Annotated in this window: 13 protein-coding genes; 4 read left to right on the top strand and 9 right to left on the bottom strand. The window is 70.0% G+C overall.

Translation table 11 applies throughout. From position 1 onward, the window contains the following. Positions 1–35: 35 nt before the first annotated feature. The 3 genes from ACQBAS_RS07975 to ACQBAS_RS07965 are packed head-to-tail and all read right to left on the bottom strand — an operon-like array spanning position 36 to position 6784. Positions 36–4670 carry a DEAD/DEAH box helicase gene (locus ACQBAS_RS07975; RefSeq protein ID WP_427383275.1) on the bottom strand — a complete coding sequence of 1545 codons (4635 nt, stop codon included), beginning with the start codon at positions 4668–4670 and terminating at the stop codon, positions 36–38. 60 nt (positions 4671–4730) lie between these two features. Next, positions 4731–5774: an agmatine deiminase family protein gene (locus tag ACQBAS_RS07970; protein ID WP_427383274.1), complete on the bottom strand. Its 1044-nt coding sequence runs from the start codon at positions 5772–5774 to the stop codon at positions 4731–4733. After that, entirely contained in the window at positions 5771–6784 is a 1014-nt protein-coding gene (locus tag ACQBAS_RS07965; RefSeq protein ID WP_427383273.1) for a nitrilase-related carbon-nitrogen hydrolase, read from the bottom strand. Before ACQBAS_RS07965 ends, ACQBAS_RS07970 begins: the two co-directional genes overlap by 4 nt. A 93-nt stretch (positions 6785–6877) precedes the next feature. Here ACQBAS_RS07965 and ACQBAS_RS07960 point away from each other — a divergent pair, with 93 nt between their 5' ends. Next, positions 6878–7105 carry a DUF3046 domain-containing protein gene (locus ACQBAS_RS07960; protein ID WP_427383272.1) on the top strand — a complete coding sequence of 76 codons (228 nt, stop codon included), beginning with the start codon at positions 6878–6880 and terminating at the stop codon, positions 7103–7105. Between the two features lie 52 nt (positions 7106–7157). Here the strand turns inward: ACQBAS_RS07960 and ACQBAS_RS07955 are convergent, their stop codons facing one another. The 4 genes from ACQBAS_RS07955 to ACQBAS_RS07940 are packed head-to-tail and all read right to left on the bottom strand — an operon-like array spanning position 7158 to position 11493. Next, positions 7158–8411, bottom strand: coding sequence for an ABC transporter ATP-binding protein (locus ACQBAS_RS07955; protein WP_427383271.1), 1254 nt, complete (start codon positions 8409–8411; stop codon positions 7158–7160). A gap of 6 nt (positions 8412–8417) precedes the next feature. Then, positions 8418–9251 carry a carbohydrate ABC transporter permease gene (locus ACQBAS_RS07950; protein WP_427383270.1) on the bottom strand — a complete coding sequence of 278 codons (834 nt, stop codon included), beginning with the start codon at positions 9249–9251 and terminating at the stop codon, positions 8418–8420. Continuing rightward, positions 9251–10207 carry a carbohydrate ABC transporter permease gene (locus ACQBAS_RS07945; protein ID WP_427383269.1) on the bottom strand — a complete coding sequence of 319 codons (957 nt, stop codon included), beginning with the start codon at positions 10205–10207 and terminating at the stop codon, positions 9251–9253. Before ACQBAS_RS07945 ends, ACQBAS_RS07950 begins: the two co-directional genes overlap by 1 nt. Continuing rightward, entirely contained in the window at positions 10204–11493 is a 1290-nt protein-coding gene (locus ACQBAS_RS07940; protein WP_427383268.1) for an extracellular solute-binding protein, read from the bottom strand. Before ACQBAS_RS07940 ends, ACQBAS_RS07945 begins: the two co-directional genes overlap by 4 nt. A 470-nt stretch (positions 11494–11963) precedes the next feature. Between ACQBAS_RS07940 and recA the strand changes: the two genes are divergently transcribed. Both recA and ACQBAS_RS07930 read left to right on the top strand, forming a co-directional pair. After that, positions 11964–13019, top strand: coding sequence for a recombinase RecA (recA, locus tag ACQBAS_RS07935; RefSeq protein WP_427385604.1), 1056 nt, complete (start codon positions 11964–11966; stop codon positions 13017–13019). A gap of 7 nt (positions 13020–13026) precedes the next feature. Beyond that, complete coding sequence (locus ACQBAS_RS07930) at positions 13027–13563, top strand: regulatory protein RecX (protein WP_427383267.1); 537 nt, start codon at positions 13027–13029, stop codon at positions 13561–13563. Between the two features lie 12 nt (positions 13564–13575). Here the strand turns inward: ACQBAS_RS07930 and ACQBAS_RS07925 are convergent, their stop codons facing one another. Both ACQBAS_RS07925 and ACQBAS_RS07920 read right to left on the bottom strand, forming a co-directional pair. After that, on the bottom strand, positions 13576–15069 hold the full coding sequence (locus tag ACQBAS_RS07925) for a DHA2 family efflux MFS transporter permease subunit (RefSeq protein ID WP_427385603.1): 1494 nt from the start codon (positions 15067–15069) through the stop codon (positions 13576–13578). 192 nt (positions 15070–15261) lie between these two features. Next, positions 15262–15870, bottom strand: a complete 609-nt coding sequence (locus ACQBAS_RS07920; RefSeq protein WP_427383266.1) for a YceI family protein — start codon at positions 15868–15870, stop codon at positions 15262–15264. Between the two features lie 111 nt (positions 15871–15981). Between ACQBAS_RS07920 and ACQBAS_RS07915 the strand changes: the two genes are divergently transcribed. Continuing rightward, entirely contained in the window at positions 15982–16773 is a 792-nt protein-coding gene (locus ACQBAS_RS07915; RefSeq protein ID WP_427383265.1) for a YoaK family protein, read from the top strand. Positions 16774–16995: the final 222 nt, after the last annotated feature.

Here is a 16995-nt window from a genome sequence, read left to right as displayed (position 1 = left end):
CGTTCAACGACACGGCAGTTCAACGACACGGCAGTTCAACGACGCAGGCGCAGCCCGCGCGGAGTCGCGTGGAAGCCCGCGTCGAGCAGGGCCGCAGACAGCGGATGATCCGACGACAGTGCGGACTGCCCGTCGATCGTGTGCACGGTGAGGCCGCTGAGGCGCCCGGACCGGACCGTCTCGGCCAGCGCCCGTGCCGACGCGGCGAGCGCTTCGGCTGACGGGTCCCACGTGAGGATCGTGCGTCCACCCCGCTCGACGTAGAGCACGAGGGCGCCGTCGACGAGCACGACGAGCGCTCCCGCCTTGCGGCCGGCCCGATGGCCGCGCCCGCCGTCGGGGGTCGGGTCCACCCTGGCCGGCCACGGCACGGCTGCGCCGTAGGGGTTGGCTGGATCGCAGGCCGCGAGGACCAGGCCCTCGGCGCCGCGCGCGTCCTCGACCGATGCCGAGCGGGTGGCGTCGCCTCCACGCAGCCGGTCGACGGCGCCCGTGGTGCCGAACTGTGAGGCACCGAGCGACTCAACGAAGTACCCGCGCCGCACCCGTCCCGACTCCTCCGCGGCGGCCAGCACGCGGTAGATCGCAGCGAAGCCCCCTTCGATCTCCTCGGCGGCGACGCTGCCGCGGGTGACGATGCCGTGGCGGTCGAGGAGCAGCTCCGCGCTCGCGTGGGTGCGCAGCGTCGGGTCGGATTCCGGATCAGGCAACAGGGACCAGCGCCCGGCCGCGGCCGGTGGGCCGGAGCGAAGGGGCATCGCCGGCCTCGCGGGCCGTTGCCCGTCGAGTCCGCCGAATCCGCCCAGGGCGTGGCGACGCGACCCCGATCGGCGGGCGCGCGGGGCCTGCGCGGGCCGTTGGTGTGCCGCTCGGCCGCCGGCCAACATCCCGCGAACCGGTGCGAACGTGTCGCCGGCGAGACGCCCCTTCCAGACCAGGTCCCAGAGCGCGTCGAGGACGTCGGCGTCACTGGCTGTGTGGGCGTCGCCGGCCGCCTCCACCTCGCCGAGCGGTCTCCCGCTGACGACGTCGACGAGACCGCGGAAGAAGTAGGCACCCCCGCCGGCCAGTGCGGAGGCCACGGCCGCTCGGAGGCCCTCCGCGGGGACGTCCCCCTTCGGCGGGTGCAACGTCAGATCGGCGCCCTCGGCGAGGTGGAGCGAGATCCAGCCGTCGTCGCCGGGGAGCGAACCGTGGCCCTGCCAGAGCACCTCGCCGGCGCTGGTCAGTTCGTCGAGCATCGCCGGCTGATAGTCCCGCACCCGCGCGGGCAGAATGAGGCGCTCGATGGCGCTGGCCGGCAGGACGGCGCCGCTGAGCTGCTCCACGGCCCGAACCACTCCGTCCACCCCGCGCAGCGTCGGCCCGGTGCCGGAGGGGCTCCCCACCGACTGCCACCGGGCGAGGAACCGCGCGTACTCCACGGGTTCGACGGGCTCGACCTCACTGCGCAGTGCGGCCAGGGAACGCCGCCGGATCCGCCGAAGGACCTCGGCGTCGCAGAACTCCAGTGCGCCGCCCGATCCGTCGGGCAGGAACTCGCCCTCGACGACCCGTCCCGAGGCGGCCAGCCGGCGCAGCGCCTCGTGGGCGACGGCGGGACCGACACCCCACCACGTCGCCACGGCGTGCAGGGTGAAGGGTGCGTGGGCGCGGGCATAGCGCGCCACGAGGTCGCCCAGAGGATCGGCCACGGGCTCGAGGAAGGTCGCCGGCAACCCCATCGGCAGGCTGACGCCGAGTGCGTCGCGCAGGCGTGCCGCGTCCTCGACGGCGGCGAGCCGCTCTTGTCCGGCGATGCGCACGGTGACGATGCGGCGGGCGGCCACGAGGTCAGCCAGCCACGACTCGACGTCGCGTGCGGTGTATCCGGGCGCTCTGGCCGCGAGGTCGGCTCTGCTCAGCGGGCCGAGGACGCGCAGCAGGTCGGCGACGTCCTCACCGTTCCGGCATCCCCGATCGGGGAGGAGCCGCTGCAACTCGGCCTCGGTGCGGACGATGGTGTCGGGGTCGAGCAGTTCGCGCAGGCTGAGCCCCTCGCCGCGGCCGAGCAGTTCGGCGAGCAGGGCCGGGTCGAGCGTCAGTGCGGCGGCCCGCTTCTCCGCCAGCGGGGAGTCCCCTTCGTAGAGGAACTGCGCCACGTAACCGAAGAGCAGGGACCGTGCGAAGGGGGACGGCTGCGGCGTCTCGACCTCGACGACGGTCACCTCTCGTGAGGCGACGGCGGACATCAGCGCAGTCAGCCCGGGGACGTCGAAGACGTCCTGGACGCATTCGCGCACGGCCTCGAGCACGATGGGGAAGGTCGGGTGGCCGCTCGCGACCTCGAGCAGCTGCGCCGACCGTTGGCGTTGCTGCCACAGCGGCTGTCGCCGGTCGGGGCGGCGTCGGGGCAGGAGGAGCGCCCGGGCCGCGCACTCCCGGAACCGTGCGGCGAAGAGGGCGGAGCCGCCGATCTCCCGGGTCACCAGGTCGTGCACCTCGTCGGCCTCGAGGGTCACGAGCCCGAGGAGTTCGGCGCCGATGGTGGCCCCGTCGTCGAACTCGAGGTCCGGCAGTCGGAAGACCATGCCGTCGTCGCCGTGCATCGCCTGGACGTCGACCCCGAAGCGTTCTCGCATCCGTGCCGTCACACACAGCGCCCACGGCGCGTGCAGCTGAGCGCCGAAGGGGGAGTGCACGGCGATGCGCCAGTCGCCCAGCTCGTCCCGGAAGCGCTCGAGGACGATCGTCCGGTCGTCGGGGAGGTGGCCCGTGGCCTGCCGCTGCTCGCTCAGATAGGTGAGCAGGTTGTCCGCCGCCCACTCGTCCAGTCCGGCGGCGCGAACGCGGGCCGTGGCACGCGCGGGCGGGAGCGCGGCGACCTCCCGGACGAAGGCGCCGACGGCCGCCCCGAGTTCGGCGGGCCGTCCGAGCTGGTCCCCCTTCCAGAAAGGCAGTCGGCCGGGCTGGCCCGGGGCAGGGGTGACGAGCACCTGATCGTGGGTGATGTCCTCGATCCGCCAGGTGGACGTGCCGAGGGTGAAGACATCCCCAACGCGGGACTCGTAGACCATCTCCTCGTCGAGTTCGCCGACTCGTCGCCCCGGTCCGTCGGCGGCGATGAAGACGCCGAAGAGGCCGCGGTCGGGGATGGTGCCGCCACTGGTCACGGCGAGTCGCTGCGCGCCCGGTCGGCCGGCGAGCGTGTCGCCCAGCCGGTCCCAGAGGATCCGCGGCCGCAGCTCGGCGAACTCGTCGCTCGGGTAGCGCCCGGAGAGCATGTCGAGGACGGACTCGAGGACGGCCGGGCCGAGGCCGGCGAAGGGGCTCGCTCGCCGGACCAGAGCGCCGAGCTCCGCGACGGTCCAGTCGTCGAGTGCGCACATGGCCACGATCTGTTGAGCCAGCACGTCGAGGGGGTTGGCCGGGACGTGAAGGGCCTCGATCTCGCCGGCCCGCATGCGCTCGACGACGACGGCGGTCTGCACGAGATCACCGCGGAATTTCGGGAAGAGGACCCCTCGGCTGACCGCCCCGACCTGGTGTCCGGCACGGCCGACGCGCTGGAGTCCCGACGCCACGCTCGGGGGCGACTCGACCTGGATGACGAGGTCGACGGCGCCCATGTCGATCCCGAGCTCGAGGCTGCTGGTGGCGACGACGGCTGGCAGTCGGCCCGCCTTGAGGTCTTCCTCGATGGACTGTCGCTGCTCCTTGCTGACGGACCCGTGGTGCGCCCGGGCGAGGACCGTGGCTCCCTCACCGACGCGTTCCTCGTGGATCTCGTTGAGCCGTGATGTCAGGCGCTCGGCGAGGCGACGGGAGTTCGCGAAGACGATCGTCGAGCGGTGCGCCTCGACGAGGTCGACGATGCGCTCTTCGACGTGCGGCCAGATCGAGGCGCGGTTGACCTTCGCGGGGTCGTCGGACGCCGCGTTCGGGGCAGCGAGGTCGGCCATGTCGGCCACGGGGACGACGACGTCCAGGTCCCACTCCTTCGTCGACTCCGGCTGGACCACGTCGACGGGGCGCCCGCCGGCGAGATAGCGCGCGACCTCCTCGACGGGCCGCACGGTCGCCGAGAGGCCGATGCGCTGGGCAGGCTGGGGGAGCAGGGCGTCCAGGCGCTCGAGGGAGAGAGCGAGGTGGGCTCCCCGCTTCGTCCCGGCGAGGGCGTGGATCTCGTCGACGATGACGGTCTCGACCCCACGCAGCGCCTCGCGGGCCTGCGAGGTCAGGAGCAGGAAGAGGGACTCGGGTGTCGTGATGAGGATGTCGCTCGGGGTGCGGGCGAAGGTGCGTCGTTCGTTCGCGGGGGTGTCACCGGAGCGGACGGCGACCGTCGTCTCCGGGACCGGCAGACCCAGGCGCCGGGCGGCGTGGCCGATGCCGACCAGGGGCGAGCGCAGGTTGCGTTCGACGTCGACGGCGAGCGCCTTCATCGGCGAGACGTAGAGGACGCGACACCGCCGCAGCTGCTCCTCCGGCGGTTGCTCGGTCGCCAACCGGTCGAGCGCCCAGAGGAAGGCGGAGAGCGTCTTGCCCGATCCCGTCGGGGCGACGACGAGGGCGTTCCGGCCCGTGCTGATCGCGTCCCAGGCCCCGGCCTGTGCGGTGGTGGGCGCGGGGAAGCTCCCGCGGAACCAGGCACGCGTCGCGGGGGAGAAGCGCTCGAGGACGTCGGTCATCGGTGACAGCCTGCCACTGGGCTCCGACACTGCAGGAGGGCGGACGTGGAGGCAGGGATGTCAGCGGCGGGGCTGCTGTTGGGTGATGCAGTGGATGCCGCCGCCTCGGTCGAAGAGCGGCCGAGCGTCGACGCCCACGACCTCACGCCCGGGGTAGGCCGAGCGCAGGACGTCGAGTGCACGCTCGTCCTGGGCGTCGTCGAAGGTGCACGCGACGACACCGCCGTTGCACACGAGGTGGTTGATGTACGACCAGTCGACCGGACCCTCGTCGTCGGTGAGGGTGATCGGCGCCGGCACCCGCACGACCGTCAACGATCGCCCGCGGGCGTCCGTCGCCCCGAGCAGCACGGCCTCGGCCTCGCGGCTGACGTCGTGGTCCGGGTGACTCTCGTCCTCCTGCCAGTGCAGCAGCACGACTCCCGGCTCGGCGAAGCACGCGACGATGTCGACGTGCCCGCGGGTGCCGAACTCGTCGTAGTCGCGGGTCAGGCCGCGCGGCAGCCAGAGGAAGGTGGTCGCACCGATGGTGCGAGCCAGCTCGGCCTCGATGTCGGTGCGGGTCGCGCCGGGGTTGCGTCCCGGGTCGAGCTGGACCGTCTCGGTGAGGAGCACGGTGCCCTCGCCATCGACGTGGATGCCGCCGCCCTCGTTGACGATGGGAGAGGGGATCACGTCCACCTCGGCCATCCCCGCGACGAGCGTCGCCACCTTCGCGTCCTGCTCCCACGACGCCCACGACTGGGCGCCCCACCCGTTGAAGACCCAGTCGACCGCGGCCAGTGTGCCGTCGGTGCGCACGAAGGTCGGCCCGATGTCGCGCATCCACGCGTCGTCGAGCGCAGCCTCCACGAGCGTGATGTCGTGCTCCGTCCCGTTCCCCTCGAGATAGCCACGGGCCACCTCGAGCGCCGACGGGTCGACGAGCATCGTCACGGGCTCGAACCGGGCCACCGCGCGGGCGACCGCGGCCCATGTCGTGCGCGCCGAGGTGACCTCGTCGGGGGTGTCCCCGAGGGTGTAGCCGCTGCTCGGCCAGGCCATCCAGGTGCGCTCGTGGGTCTCCCACTCCGCGGGCATCAGCGGCCCGGACGCACTGCTCATCGCCTGACGTCCGTCGCGTGGGTGACGGCGTTCGGATCGACCCGCACGTGTTCGGGGCGGATCGGCTCGGTGAGGATCCCGTAGCTGTCGGGACGGCGCGTGGACAGGAAGGGGAAGAGGTCGAGCCAGTCCTTGCGCTGGGCGAGGTCGAGGTCCGCGACGAGCACGGCCTCCTCGTCGCGCGGTGCCTGGACGAGGACACGGCCGTACGGATCGGAGATGAAGGAACTGCCGTAGAAGGTCAGCGCACCCTCGTCGCCGCACCGGTTCGGCACGACCATGAAGAGCCCGTTGGCGATGCCGTTGCCGACGATGACCTGCTGCCACAGCGGCTGCGTGTCGAAGTCGGGGTGGTCCGGCTCGGATCCGATCGCCGTGGGGTAGCACAGGAGCTGCGCGCCGCCGATGGAGTAGGCGCGTGCCACCTCCGGGAACCACTCGTCCCAGCACGTCGGCAGCCCCACCGACATCGACCCGGCGTCGCCGAGGTCCAGGGCCGTGACCGGGTAGGCGTCCTGCGGCGGACCGGCCCGGAAGTACTTGTCCTCGTAATAGCCGGCCGTCACCGGGATGTGGGTCTTGCGGGTCCGGGCGACGACGTCGCCGGCGGGGCTGACGATGATCGCCGAGTTGAAGCCGAGCCCGTCCCGGGTCCCGTCCGGTGCGTCGGCGCGCTCGAAGACGGAGGCGTGCACGTGGATCCCGAAGTCGCGGGCGGCGGCGCGCGCGAAGGTGATCGTCGGGCCGTCCTCGAGGCTCTCGGCGAGCGCGTCCGGCTCACCCTCGGGGAGCGTGTCTGCGGGATAGCGCAGCAGGGTGATCTCGGGGAGGAAGACGATCGCGGCGCCGGCCTCGGCGGCGAGCCGGACCCCTTCGCGCAGCCGCTCGACGAGCGCCTCCGGGTCCCCGTCCCACCGATGCTGGACGAGCGCCACCCGGACGGGCGGCGCCGCGGGCACCTCGACGCGGGCCAACGAGGGGAGGACCTCAGGGGCGGAGATCAACTGCACGGCAACTCCTGGTGGTGGCGCCGCGAGGATCACCCGTGGCGGTGCGTGGATTGATGGTCAGTATGCCGCTGCACGGCGTGCGAGACTGCGCCGATGCGGATCAGCACGTACTGGGAGCTCATGGACGACGAGTTCGGGACCGGCTATGCCCGCAGCCTGAGCCGCGACCACGTGCTCAGCGCCCTGGGGGAGCGCACGCCCGACGAGGCGCTCGCCGCGGGGGTGGCGCCGCGCGACGTCTGGCGGGCCTTGTGCATCGACATGGACGTGCCCGAGTCGCGCCGCTTCGGCCGCGAGCTGCGCGAGCCCAAGCCCCGCTGACGGCCGCGGCCCGGCCCCCACGGGGACCGGGCCACGACAGCGCGAAGGTCGCTCAGGCCACCGACTCCTCCGACTCCCGCCTCTTGGCCCGCTCGAGCGCGCGGGTCCGGTCCTCCTCGGAGAGGCGGGCGATCTCGGCGGCCGCCTCCTCGTTGCGGGTGAGGCACTCGCCGGACTCCGGGTCGAAGACGTGCATGAGCGCGGGGTCGAAGACGAGCTCTGCCTCCTCGCCCTCGCGCACCCGGGAGCGCGCATTGAGGTTGACGACGAGCTGCGGCTTCATCCCCTCGCCGTCGAGCTCGCGGTCGAGCTCGTCGAGCTTGGCCTGGACCGTCGGGTCCGTCTCGTACGGGATGTAGGCGTACAGATCGTTGCCCAGCCACTCGGTGACGTCGACGACGGCCTTGAAGGGGACCCCGCCCGGGACCTCCTCGAGGGTGGCGTCCTTGAAGTACTCCGGACGGATGCCGACGATGACAAGGTCGCGCTGGCTGATCTTCTCGCCGGCGGGACCGGAGACCTCGACCTCGCCGAAGGGGAGCCGGAGGCGGCCCCCTTCGACGCGGGCGGGCAGGAAGTTCATCGGCGGCGAGCCGATGAATCCGGCGACGAAGAGGTTGACCGGCTGTTCGTAGAGCTCGCGCGGACTGGCGCACTGCTGGAGCACGCCCTTCTTCATCACGGCGACGCGGTCGCCGAGGGTCATCGCCTCGGTCTGGTCGTGAGTGACGTAGACCGTCGTCGTTCCGAGCCGCCGTTGCATGCGCGAGATCTCCGTGCGCATCTGGCCGCGGAGCTTGGCGTCGAGGTTGGACAGCGGCTCGTCGAAGAGGAACGCGTCCGCCTCGCGCACGATCGCCCGGCCCATGGCCACGCGCTGGCGCTGGCCACCGGAGAGGTTCGCCGGCTTGCGCTGCAGGTGCTCCCCGAGCTCGAGCATGTCCGCGGCCGTGTTGACCTTCTTCGTCAGGTCGGCCTCGCTGAGGCCGTCCTTGTTGAGCCGCAACGGGAAGGCGATGTTCTCGAAGACGGTCAGGTGCGGGTACAGCGCGTAGTTCTGGAACACCATGGAGAGGTTGCGGTCGCGCGGGGCCAGCTCGTTGACGCGCTTGCCGCCGATGAGCATGTCGCCGGAGGTGATGTCCTCCAGCCCGACGATCATCCGCAGCAGCGTCGACTTACCGCAGCCCGACGGGCCGACGAGGATCATGAACTCCCCGTCGGCGATGTCCAACGACACGTCGTTGACGGCAGGGAAGCCGTCGCCGTACTTCTTGACGATGTTCTTGAGTTCGATGGCAGCCATCAGCTATCAACCCTTCACTGCGCCGGAGGTGAGGCCGGCGACGATCTTGCGCTGGAACAGCAGGACGATGATGATCACGGGGATCGTGACGACCACTGAGGCGGTCGCCAGTTGTGAGTACGGCGGGTTGAACGGGTCCGCGCCCACGAAGAACGACATCTGGGCCGGGACCGTGCGGGCATCCGTCGTCGACGTCAGCGAGATGGCGAGCACGAACTCGTTCCACGCGAAGAAGAACGTCAGGATCGCCGCGGTGAAGACGCCCGGTGCCGCGAGCGGCACGATCACCTTCCGGAAGGCCTGCCACGTCGTGGCGCCGTCGACCTGGGCGGCCTGCTCGAGCTCCCAGGGGATCTCGCGGAAGAACGCGCTCAGGGTCCAGATCGCCAGGGGCAACGTGAAGGACATGTAGGGGATGATCAGGCCCGGCCACGTGTTGAACAGGTGGAACGTGCGCCACATGTCGAAGAGCGGCCCCACGAGGGAGACGACCGGGAACATGGCGATGGCCAGGGCGATCGACAGCACGATCTTCTTGCCCTTGAACTCCAGCCGCGCGATGGCGTAGGCCGCCAGCGTCGCGAAGATCACCGACAGCACCGTCGCGATGAGGGCGATGCCGAAGCTGTTGATCAGCGCCCGGGTGAAGTCCGGGTTCGCGAGGATGTCCCGGTAGTTCTGGAGGGTCCACTCCTTGGGGAGGAACTGCGGGCTGCCCGCCGTGGTCTCGGCCACGGGCTTGAAGGACAGCGAGAGGATCCACGCCACGGGCAGGAGGCACCAGATGAGGATCGCGATGAACCCGACCCACGTGCCGACAGTGCTCTTGTTGCCGTTCATCAGCCCTCACCCCTCGCCTGTGCGAGATCGACCCTGAATGCCTTGGTGATCAACCACGCGAGCAGCAGCACCGAGAGGAAGAGCAGCACCGACAGTGCCGATCCCATCCCGAGCTGGAACTGCTCGATGACTTGTCGGTAGGTCAGGAAGGAGGACGACTCCGTGTCCTGCGCACCGCGCGTCATGACGAAGATGTTGTCGAAGATGCGGAAGGCGTCGAGGGCGCGGAAGAGGACCGCGACCATGATGGCCGCCTTCATGTTGGGCAGGATCACCTTGAAGAGCCGCTGGAACCAGGTGGCCCCATCGACCTTCGCCGCCTCGAGCATGTCCTCGGAGACCTGAGCCAGACCGGCGAGCAGGAGCAGGGACATGAAGGGGGTCGTCTTCCAGATCTCCGACGCCATGATGGCGAACATGGCCGGCCAGTGGCTGCCGAACCAGTTCGTCGTCGGCTCGATCCACGGCAGCCACGAGAACCAGCCGTTGACGAAGCCGTTGTTGAGGCTGAAGGCGAACTGCCAGGCGAAGGCGGAGACGACGGTGATGATCCCGTAGGGGATGAGGATCGCCGTCCGCATGACGCCGCGGGCGAAGATGATCTTGTGCATCACCATCGCGAAGGCGAAGCCGATCACGAGCTCGATGGCCACGGTGACGACCATGATGATCAGCGTGTTGATGAGGTCGCCCCAGAACAGGCTGTCGGACAGGGCCTCGACGTAGTTGCTGAGACCGACGAACTCCCGCTCCTCGGGCACCGTCAGGCGATAGTTGAAGAGGGACAGGTAGAGCGCCTGGATCATCGGCCAGGCCGTGACGAGGAGCATGAGGACGACGGCGGGGGCGACGAGCTTGAGTCCGAGGCGGTTCTCCGCGATGGCACGTTCGCTCATCACCGCCTTCGTCCTCTTCGTGGGCGCCGTCTCGGGCGCGGTGGCGGTGTGGGTGCTCACAGCAGCGTCCTTCCCTGCATGACGTCCGAGAGGAACGTCGCGGAGCGCTTCGGGGTCTCCTGGGTCACGGCGTCCGCCGGGTGCCACGAGCTCTGGATGGCGCTGCTCACGTCGGCCCAGTAGGGGGAGACGCTGCGCGGGGCGGCGGCGTCGACGCTCTCCTGGAAGAGCTGGAGCAGGTCGGCCGGGTAGGCCTCCTTGAGGTCGGCCTGGTCGTAGCCCTCGGCGCTCGCGGGCATGTTGCCCGTCTGCAGGGCGTAGGTGCCCTGGTTCTCGCCGCTGGTGAGGCACTCGACGGCCTTGAGGGCCTCCTCGACGTGGTCGGAGGCCTTGTTGACCCCGATGCCGATGCCGCCGAGCGGCGGCGCCGACTCCGTGCCCTCGACCGTCTGCGGGTAGCGCGCCCAACCGAGGTCCTTGGCGATGGCCTCGTCGGCCTGGTTGGCGCCCCAGACGAACGTCCAGTTGACCTGGAAGGCGCCCTTGTCGCTGACGAAGGGGACCGCGACAGTGCCCTCGTTGGACACGGACAGGTCGGACTCGGCCGCCTTCGACGACGCGAGGTCCTCGATGACCTGAGCGGCTGCGCGACCGGCGTCGGAGTCGACGTCGATCGTGGCGTCCTTCCCCTTCTCGGTGTCAGAGAGGATCGAGCCGCCGGCACCGGCGATGAGGGCGTTGATCCACACGGAGTAGCCCTCGTACTTGTTGGCCTGCACGCCGACGGTGCCGTCGTTCTTGTCGGAGGCGTCGATGATCTGCTTCCACGTGACGGGTTTCGTCATGTCGAGGCCGGCCTTCTCGGCGAAGGACTTGCGGTACCAGAGGACCTGGGTGTTGGCCCAGAAGGGGGCCACGACCAGCTGGTCCTCCCACGTCGCCGCCGCGGTCGGTCCCTCGAGCGACTGCTCCTTGAGGGACGTCTGGAGGTCGGCCGGGAGCTCGGCGAGGTAGCCGGCGTTGGCGAACTCTGCCGTGAAGGGCGGGTCGAGACTCATCAGGTCGATCGCGCTGTCGCCGGCGGCGAGGCGTCGGGCGAGCTGGATGCGCTGCTGTCCGGCGTCGCTGGGCAACGTCTGCGTCGTGATCGTGTACTCGTCGGTGCTGCAGGCCTCCGCGATGCCCGGCTGGCCGTAGGGGCCCTCTTGATCGGCAGGGGGAGCGGGGTCGGGGTTGATGTACCAGATCAACTCCGGGGGGCCCGAGCTCTCACCCCCGCAGGCGGCCAGTAGTCCCACGCTCGCCATGGCGATCGAGAGGACGGCGGATGTGCGTCGTCTGGACAACGTGACTCCTTTGTCTCGTCCTGACCGGCGCCTGCCCCCACCCCGGGACCGGCGCCCTGTGCGGTTCACCTGACCGCGGTGTCCCGTTCACTCACCCTGCCACGGGTCACGCTGGAAGGCGAGAGCAGCGATGTGTCAGTTGGGCCTTCACCTGCACGTCCGCCAAGCGCCCCGACGGGAGTCGAGGAAGGGCACGTGGCCGGATGGTCGGCGTGTCGCACGCGTCGTGCGCGGCAATCGAACACGTGTTCGGTAATGTCATCCACACGAGCCGGCGACGACGGACCCCCGTCCACAGCCTCATGGCAGTTGCGAACGCTGTCGGTGCCTGCTCGTAGCGTCTGATTCGACCTCGCAACGAGACCAACAGCGAGTCGGGTCGCCGGTGGACGCGCTCGACAGCGACACGAACAGGCAGGTGTGACATGGCCGCAGCGCCGACGATCAACCCCAAGAACAACGCCAAGGCGATGAGCCCCGAGGACAAGCTGGCCAGCGCCAAGCTCCAGGCCGTCGAGGCCGTCCTCGGACAGATCGAGAAGTCCCACGGCAAGGGCGCGGTCATGCGCCTCGGAGACGACATCCGTCCGCCGATCGCCGTGATCCCCACGGGCAGCATCGCGCTCGATGTCGCTCTCGGCATCGGCGGCCTGCCGCGCGGTCGCGTCGTCGAGATCTACGGCCCGGAGTCCTCGGGCAAGACGACGGTCGCCCTGCACGCCGTGGCCAGCGCCCAGCGCGCCGGCGGCATCGCCGCCTTCATCGACGCGGAGCACGCGCTCGACCCGGAGTACGCCAAGGCGCTCGGTGTCGACACCGACGCGCTCCTCGTCAGCCAGCCGGACACGGGGGAGCAGGCGCTCGAGATCGCCGACATGCTCATCCGGTCGAACGCGCTGGACATCATCGTCATCGACTCCGTGGCGGCGCTCGTGCCCCGCGCGGAGATCGAGGGCGAGATGGGTGACAGCCACGTCGGACTCCAGGCCCGACTGATGTCGCAGGCGCTCCGCAAGATCACGGGTGCGCTCAACACCTCGGGCACGACGGCGATCTTCATCAACCAGCTCCGCGAAAAGATCGGCGTCATGTTCGGCAGTCCCGAGACGACCACGGGTGGCAAGGCGCTCAAGTTCTACGCGTCCGTGCGTCTCGACGTTCGCCGGATCGAGACGCTCAAGGACGGGAGCGACGCTGTCGGCAACCGCACCCGCGTCAAGGTCGTCAAGAACAAGGTGTCGCCGCCGTTCAAGCAGGCCGAGTTCGACATTCTCTATGGCCACGGCATCTCCCGCGAGGGCGGCCTCATCGACATGGGTGTGGAGCAGGGCTTCGTCCGCAAGGCGGGCGCCTGGTACACCTACGACGGCGACCAGCTGGGTCAGGGCAAGGAAAACTCGCGCAACTTCCTCAAGGACAACCCCGAGTTGGCCGACGAGCTCGAGCGCCGCATCAAGGAGAAGCTGGGCATCGGCAAGCCGCTCGAGGTCGTGAACGAGATCGCGGACGTCCCGGTCGAGTTCTGAGTTCGGCATGACGCAGGACCCCGCGGGCGATGGTCCGCATCCGCGGTCGGCTGACGCCGAGCCCGATCAGGCTGCCTTCGCGCGCCAGATCGTGCTCCGTCAGCTGACCGCGGCGCCGCGCAGCCGCGGCCAGCTCGAGGAGACGTTGCGGCAGAAGAACTGTCCGGACGACGTCGCCGCCGCGGTGCTGGATCGGATGGAGGAAGTAGGCCTCGTCGATGACGAGGCCTACGCGGGGATGCTCGTGCGTTCCCAGCAGCAGGGCCGCGGGCTAGCCCGGCGGGCGCTGGCCCAGGAGCTCCGCAAGAAGGGGGTGGACCCCGAGACCGCGCAGCGTGCGCTGGACGAGGTCGACCCCGAGGCCGAGCGTGAGCGCGCCCGCGAGTTGGTCGCCAAGCGGCTGCGCTCGATGAGTGGCCTCGATGTCACCGTCCAGACACGGCGCCTCGCCGGCATGTTGGCGCGCAAGGGGTACCCGTCCGACGTCGCCATGGCCGTCGTGCGCGAGGCCGTGCGCGAGGCGCCGGAGCACCAGCGCGACTGAGACGTCGGATGGTCAGTCCGTGGGCGTCGCCCTCGGTGGGTGCGGGTTGGCGAAGGCGGCCGAGATGACGACCCCGAGGGCGAGGGCGATCGCGGGGACGAGCAGGGCGTCCGACATGGCCGCGGAGAAGCCCTCGGCCACCTGCGGGGGGAGCACCTGGCCGGGCTGCTGCAGCGCCGCGCCCTGGCCGGCGCCGACTCCGGGCAGGTGCGCACTGAGTCGAGCCTCGATGACGGCGGCGATGGCGGCACTTCCCAGGACCGCCCCGACCTGCCGGGTCGTGTTGTAGATGCCGGCGCCGGCACCTGCGGACGCCATCGGCAGGTTGCGCGTGGCGGTGGCGCTGAGCGGAGCCCACAGGCACGCGCTGCCCGCGCCGATCAGGGCCATCGGCAGGAGGATCTGCCAGACCGGGCTGTCCGTGCTGAGGACCCGTGACGTCCACAGCATGGCGGCGGCGCTGAGGATGAACCCGACACCGGTGATGAGTCGCGGGTGGACCCGGTCAATGAGTTGACCCACCGGGCGCGCGAGGAGGAAGGCCATCACGGCCATCGGCACGAGGAGCAGCCCCGATTGGGTGGGCGACCAGTCGCGCACGACCTGGGCCCACAGCATGAAGGGGAAGGCCATTGCCGTGATGGCGAACGCGACCAGCGTGATCGCGGCATTCGCCAGCGAGAAGTTACGGTCCCGGAAGAGCGTCAGGGGCATGAGCGGTTCGCGTGTGACCACGGTCTGCCACCACAGCAGCAGGGCGAAGGCCCCGAGGCCCACGCCGATGAGCAGCGGGACGGACACGAACCCGGTGATGGTGCCCCAGTCGTAGGTCTCGCCCTCCTGGAGCCCGAAGACGATGAGGAACATCGCGATGGCGGACAGGGCGACGCCGATCCAGTCGAAGCTGTGCGCGTGCGTCGTCAACTGCGGCACGAGGCGCCACGCCGCGACGAAGGCGATGACACCCACCGGCACGTTGACGAAGAAGATCCATTCCCACCCCGGACCGTCGACGAGCACGCCGCCGAGGATGGGACCGACGAGCGTGGCGATGCCGGCGGTGGCGCCCCACAGCGCCATGGCCGCGCCGCGGCCGGTGGCCGGGAAGGTGCGCGTGATGACTGACATCGTCTGGGGCGTCATCAGTGACGCGCCCAGGCCCTGGGCCACGCGGGCCAGGATGAGGCCCTCGATGGAACTGGTCAGGCCGCACCACAGAGAGGCCAGTGTGAAGAGGGTCAGCCCCACCAGATAGACGTTCCTCGGGCCGAGGCGGTCACCCAGGCGGCCGGTGATGAGCAACGGCACCGCGTAGGCCAGCAGATAGGCGCTGGTCACCCAGATGACCTCACCGACGTCGGCGCCGAGCCCCTCCATGATCGCCGGGGTGGCCACGGACACGATCGTCGAGTCGACGAGGATCATGAAGAAGCCGATGACGAGAGCCCAGAGGGCGGGCCACGGGCTGATGTCGGAAGGAAGGTCGGTCGCGTCGCTGGTCGGCATGTCGGTCGGCGCGTTCTTCGGCTCATCGGCCGCGGAGATGCTCACGCTCAAGGGGAACACACCCGGCCCGGGGGCATTCCGCAGGCTGTGTCGTCCGGGCATGGGGACGGCCCACGGCCACCGCGGGGGGGAGCGGCGACCGTGGGCCGTGTTCAGGGGGTGACGCTCACGGCGTCACCGAGCCGGTGAGGCTCAGGCCTCCTGGCGGATGGCCGAGACGTCGAAGCTGAGCTTGACCTTGTCGGAGACGAGGACGCCGCCGGTCTCGAGGGCAGCGTTGAAGTTCAGGCCCCAGTCGGTGCGCTTGATGGAGGTCTCGCCCTCGAAGCCGACGCGCAGGTTGCCGTACGGGTCCTTGGCGGAGCCGGTCTGCTCGAACGGGATCGTGACGGACTGCGTGTTGCCGTTGATCGTCAGGTCACCGGTGATGTCCCACTCGTCGCCGTCGCGCTCGACCTTGGTGGAGACGAAGGTGATGTCCTCGTAGTTGGCAACGTCGAAGAAGTCGGGCGTCTTGAGGTGACCGTCGCGCTGCTCCTGGCCGGTCGTGACGCTGGCGGCCTTGATCGTCAGGTTGACGGAGGAGTTGGCGGGCGTCGCGGTGTCGATGACGGCGGTGCCGGCGAAGTCCTCGAACTTGCCGCGGACGGTGGTGACCATCGCGTGGCGGGCCGAGAAGCCGATGTAGGTGTGCGTCGGGTCGATGACGTAGTTGCCGGAGATGTCGTCGACGGCGGTGGTGGCGGGGTCGAACGTGTCGACGGCGGCGGCGGGAGCAGACGAGCGGGAGAAGAGGCCCATGGTGGTGTCCTTCGTGTCAGGGGATGATCTGCGAACCAGATCGTTGAACTTTCAACAACTATGATGCCGCATGTGTTCCTGTATGTCAAGGTGGACGCTAACCTCGGGGGCGTGTCGCCGCCCGTTGACTACCTCCTGGCCATGGCCGGACCGTCGCGGACGCCCCGGACGAACCGTCATCTGGCCTACCTGCTCGCGTTCGTGGCGGGCCTGCTCAACTCGGTGGGTTTCGTCGCGGTCTCCGTCTACACCTCGCACATGACCGGCCTGACGGCCTCGGTGGCCGACCAGCTCGTCCTCGGCGACCGCCGTCTCGTCGTTCTCGGCGTGCTCGCACTGGTCTCCTTCGTCGGCGGCGCCGCCGTGTGTGCGGTCCTCTTCAACTGGGCCCGCCGACGGCAACTGCGGAGCAAGTTCGCGCTCGTCCTCCTCCTGGAGGCGGCGCTCATCCTCGCCTTCGGCGTGTTGGCCGATCTGCTCCGCTGGGAGCACCGCGCCTACATCTTCGTCGGCCTGCTCGCCTTCATCATGGGTCTGCAGAACGCGATCATCACGAAGATCTCCGACGCCCAGATCCGCACGACGCACGTGACCGGCATGGTCACGGACATCGGCATCGAGCTCGGCAAGCTCAGCTTCCGGTCACGGCGGGACGGACTCGCGCCCGTGGTGGGGGACGTGGCGAAGCTTCGCATGTTGAGCGCCCTCGTCGGGTTGTTCTTCATCGGAGGCGTCGCCGGGGCGGCTGGCTACCTGTGGGCCGGCTTCACCCTGCTCGTCCTACCGGCCATGGCCCTCTTCCTCGTGTCCTCGGGACCGCTGGTCGACGACGTGCGCCATGGCCGGGGCGGGGAGACGGTGCAGCGCATGGCGACGTGGGCGGCGCGGCGCGAGGTCGACTGACGCCCACCCCGAGTTCGGGACATCAGCGGTCCATTCCATGGGGTGAGCGGCCCACATGCCCGTGTTGGGGAGATCAGCGGTCCATTCCTCGGGATGCGCCGCGCCCACACGCGCGCAACGCCAACGGAATCCGTCATTCAGCACCGGCAGCGACTAGCGTTGGGCAGATGGAGCCGACACCCGTTCTGCCATCCCCTCGGCGCACACCCCCCCGCCGGCGGT

This window comes from Janibacter zhaoxuefangae, assembly GCF_050271985.1.
GTDB lineage: Bacteria > Actinomycetota > Actinomycetes > Actinomycetales > Dermatophilaceae.
Note: the sequence above shows the minus strand (reverse complement) of the source record. Positions and strands in the feature narration are given on the sequence as shown.